We start from the raw sequence: 4,042 nt of genomic DNA on the forward strand, positions 1-4,042 counted from the left end.
ACAACTATCTGGGATACGCATCGATGGGCAGTGAAAATATCAACGGTATCGCCGAACCAGTCGAAATCACTCGTCTTGCCGCCCGTCTCGACTTGGTCAATGTCAAGACCGATTTTACAAAAACACTTCTGCGCAATCGTACAGTGAGAGTGGAAGAAGTCACGATATTGAACCAGAGCACGGCTTCACGTTTTTTCAGCCGTGATTATTGGGGAGTGGTGATGGCAACCGGACACCTCGGCAACAGCGATGCGACAGCATTGAACTGCGATATCGCCAACGGTTCTCCGATAAACGACACACCTTATGTGCACTACGTGATGGAAAACGATGGCTCTGAAGCCCCGACAGAAATACAGGTCAGAGCAACTTTGCTTGAAACGGACACGTATGAGGCGGAAACAAAAATATTCACCGCCGTAATTAACCGGAACGGTCTGGACAGAGGATATAATCACAACTACGTTAAACGCAACTATGTATATCGCCTGAATGTCACCTTCGGAGATACCAGCTTCGACGGCAACCACGAAAAAGATCCCAATATACCGATTCCGCCACGGCCGACTACCGGAGACCTGGATGTACAAGTCGAAGTGGTCAATTGGGGACAAGTGAGCCAGGATGTTGAAATCTGATGATGGCAACACATAGGGTAAATATTTAAAATAGAACAAATTAAACGTATTATAATTATGAAATTAAGAAATTTATTTTTAGCCTCTTTGGCAGTTTGCACAATGGCATCCTGCTCAAAAGACGATGACGGAATATCCGGCCCGCAGGAGGTAGACGCTTATCTCTCTTTCGCCTCCACAACCGATGTCATGACGAAGGCATCGACCGAAGGTGACGATGATGCCGGCAACGGCAAAGAAGCCAAGATCCAGTCTTTGACGGCTTATGTCTTTGACGAAGCCGGAAAGTATGTGATCAGTAAGCATGTCAGTTTGAATGGTTCCGGTACGGTAGGTGAGGACTATAATGTTACTGGAGAAGGCGAAAATCAGTCCATCACCTCAATCAAGGCTATCCATGTGAAAGTGGCAAAACCGACTACAGAAGGGGGAAATTCTTCTACAACCTTTAAAGTTGTTTTGTTGGCCAATACGGAGCATTATAATGATGTTACCAAGTTAGTGGATTTGGAGGGAAAGACAACGAAAGACATCAGATCATTAAATGCTGTAGGAGTAGGAAAATCTTATTTGCCAATGCACAGTCCAGAGTTGACTGTTGGAGGTTTAAAGCCTTCTTCCGACACGGAACATTTCATAAACTGGTATAATGGTGCTTCTTCTTGTACACCGGAAAAAGTAACAGCAAAGGACGACCATACAGGAAGTATTCCAGCAGCAGGTGCGACTAAAGTAATAATGACTCGCTCCATCGCGCGTGTGCAATTGGTTTCTTTGAAGGCTGACTTCAGCGCATTGGAATCTGATGGTAAAACGATAAGATTTGATGTTACGTCTGTGTTCTTGGCTAATGTCCGTGCTAACGCATCGGTTATGGGCGAAGAAAATACGGGAGCCGGTTTCTACAGAGGAGCCCCTGAATCGTTTGATGAACATCAGTTTTTGATTGCATTGAATAGTACTGTAGATGAAGCATTGGTGGCTACATATTCCGACAGGTCATTGACTACGGCTGGAAACGCTTTGACAGGATGGGATTTTGACAAATATATCAATGCAAATAGCCCGGAAAGCATTATGGGTATTCCATTCACTGCTAATGGTGATGGGTCTTATTCGAAAGAAGAGGGTGGCGCTTACCAGACCCGTTTGATTATTGCCGGCAACTATTATGATGGGAATCAAAGTAAAGGAACAAGATACTTCCATATCCCTTTGAAGTTGGTTGGTGATGCCGGTAATGTTGCAAGCAACAAGTTTTTCAAGGTCTCGGCAACTATCACCGGTGAAGGTAGCCCGAATCCGGATGAAATCTTGGAAAATGCTTGTATCAATTTCAGTATTGAAGTGGCACCGTGGAATGTGGTCGAGCAAACAGAAGATGATACGAATTAATAAAATCATTAATTCACAATAACCAAAGGGGACGTTTCAAAACGCCCCCTTATTTTTTGTCTATTAAAAGAAGCTTATCGTTTCTATCGCAATTAAAGGGTGTGCCTCTCAATTTGCCTTTTGGTATTTTTACCACTTAATCTTGAAAGTTTCGCCTATCGCCTCCTGTCGGCATTCCCTGTACATTTGCACCGTAAGTCAAATGAGAAAATACATAGGATTATGAAAATTAAGAATATATTTTTCGCAGCAATATTGGTTCTTGCCGGTTTTTCCTGCTCCATGGAAGATGATGCTATCATGAATGATGTAGAGAAGGGTATTGAAGAAGCCACGGAAGCTTATACAGTATTGGACTTCGGTGTCGCTTTTAATGAAATGGCTACAAAAGCTTCAACAACTGTTGTTCCCGGTGAAGACAGACCTGCAACAGGTGATGAGAACAATGACGAAAAAAAGATATCTGAAGTATCTGTATTCTTATTGGAAGATGGAAAGGTAATAGGTATTTTAATCCCCCAAAATAGGAATCAGGTAAGTTCTAATAGTGATGGTTCTATCACTTTGAAGGATCTGAAGTTTGTGACGAAGTACAAAACTAATCGTACATTGGATGCCCATGTTGTTATAAATGGTAATCAATTTTTGAAAAATATCAATATTGGAGATGCACAAAGTGCTTTGAATCAACAAATATCCGGATGTCTTTCTGCGGATCAACTAATCAAATATGGTTCTACGCGCATTGTTTTTGGAAAAGATATAACTAATTCTTATTCATCTCCGTCTGTTGCGGAAAATAATCCTACGACCATTCTTGTGAAGGTATCCCATGTGGCTGCACGACTTGACTTCTCTCAGTTTGATGTGACACTTAAAGGTTTTGAAGGGAATCCGACTGTTGTTTTTGATGAAGCTAAATTCGTGAACTTGCAACAAAATGGCAAGATTGTTGAAGGGGATGCGAGTGTCAATGTTAAAGATGGCGCTTTTTTGAACCGTAGTAACCGAATTGGAACGAGATGGACTGACATGGGAACAGCCTATGGCTATGCTAACCAATATAAACAAGATTCTGAAATGAATACAGCCTTGTATGTGAAGTTCACAGTTGACGGCAGAACATTTGAGAAAACATACCCGATCAATCCGGCTGGTATAACGAAGGAAGTCGATCATAACGGTATCAAAGGCGGCTACCTTTACGACATAAAAGTGCGTTGGACGATCACTCCGGACTGGGGAGATTCCACAATCGAATTCTATACGAGAGACTGGGTTCATAATTCCATCCCGGAAATTGTATTGTGATTAAATAGGAGAGTATAAAAATGAAAGTATCGACAGGTAAAATACACACAATTATGAAAACGAAAAATATATTCCTGACAGCTATATCTGCATTGTTCATCTTTGCAGCATGTACTGAAGAAAAAATAATAGACGAGCCGGGCGTTTCCGGCAAAGGCGATCTCGTCATCGAACTATCCCCCTCTTCCGTCATCACAAAAGCTGCTGCAACAAACGAAGGATATGTGTATGCGACAGAGGAAGAATTGAATGTAGAGGATTGCTGGATATTCGTGTTCGGTGAAAATGAAAAATATATTACGTCTCAGTATTTTTCTGGCGATGCTTTATCGGAAACTGAGAATGAATATGTAGATACCCCCGCTCCAAATGGAGGTAGCCAGACGTATAAAAAAGGATATACAATCACTTTAACCGGTTTGGATTATGGTACTTATGACTTTTGGGTCGTAGCCAATCCGACAGAGGCTAATGATGCTTATAAATCTTGTCAATCTCTGGATGCATTGAAGGAGATTATTGAAGGTGGCGATTCATATCAAGTTGCATTTGTAGATAAAGCTAACCAGTTGGTGAAAGTCGGTAACAAATCCGCAACATTTGACGTGACGACAGTCGCTTCTCCAATCCAGATCCCGTTAACACAGTTGGCTGCACGGGTGGAACTGAAAGTGCGGGTGGATATTCCGAGACAATTG

4 protein-coding genes and 1 pseudogene (1 of these 5 cut by a window edge) are annotated in these 4,042 nt (G+C 42.1%); all 5 read left to right on the forward strand.

The features are described 5' to 3' along the window. Positions 1-34: the 3' portion of a fimbrial protein gene (locus BHV83_RS00120; protein ID WP_286755151.1), read on the forward strand. It extends 431 nt beyond the left edge of the window; 34 of the gene's 465 nt are visible here — the last part of the coding sequence; its start codon lies off the left edge, out of view; it ends in the stop codon at positions 32-34. After that, a complete protein-coding gene (locus BHV83_RS00125) occupies positions 24-638 on the forward strand; it encodes a hypothetical protein (protein WP_286755153.1) in 615 nt (204 codons plus the stop codon). The genes BHV83_RS00120 and BHV83_RS00125 overlap by 11 nt, the downstream gene beginning before the upstream one ends. 57 nt (positions 639-695) lie before the next feature. Beyond that, positions 696-2,033 carry a fimbrial protein gene (locus tag BHV83_RS00130; protein WP_122116201.1) on the forward strand — a complete coding sequence of 446 codons (1,338 nt, stop codon included), beginning with the start codon at positions 696-698 and terminating at the stop codon, positions 2,031-2,033. A 222-nt stretch (positions 2,034-2,255) separates the two neighbouring features. Then, positions 2,256-3,344: a hypothetical protein gene (locus BHV83_RS00135; protein WP_286755157.1), complete on the forward strand. Its 1,089-nt coding sequence runs from the start codon at positions 2,256-2,258 to the stop codon at positions 3,342-3,344. A gap of 53 nt (positions 3,345-3,397) precedes the next feature. Beyond that, positions 3,398-4,042: pseudogene (locus tag BHV83_RS00140) on the forward strand (hypothetical protein); the annotation flags it as partial.

It is taken from the genome of Parabacteroides sp. merdae-related_45_40, from assembly GCF_001915675.1.

What these genes read in the sequence shown, in the direction of transcription:
- BHV83_RS00125 (WP_286755153.1), top strand. Translation starts at nt 24, where the DNA reads ATGGGCAGTGAAAATATCAACGGTATCGCCGAACCAGTCGAAATCACT.
- BHV83_RS00130 (WP_122116201.1), top strand. Translation starts at nt 696, where the DNA reads ATGAAATTAAGAAATTTATTTTTAGCCTCTTTGGCAGTTTGCACAATG.
- BHV83_RS00135 (WP_286755157.1), top strand. Translation starts at nt 2,256, where the DNA reads ATGAAAATTAAGAATATATTTTTCGCAGCAATATTGGTTCTTGCCGGT.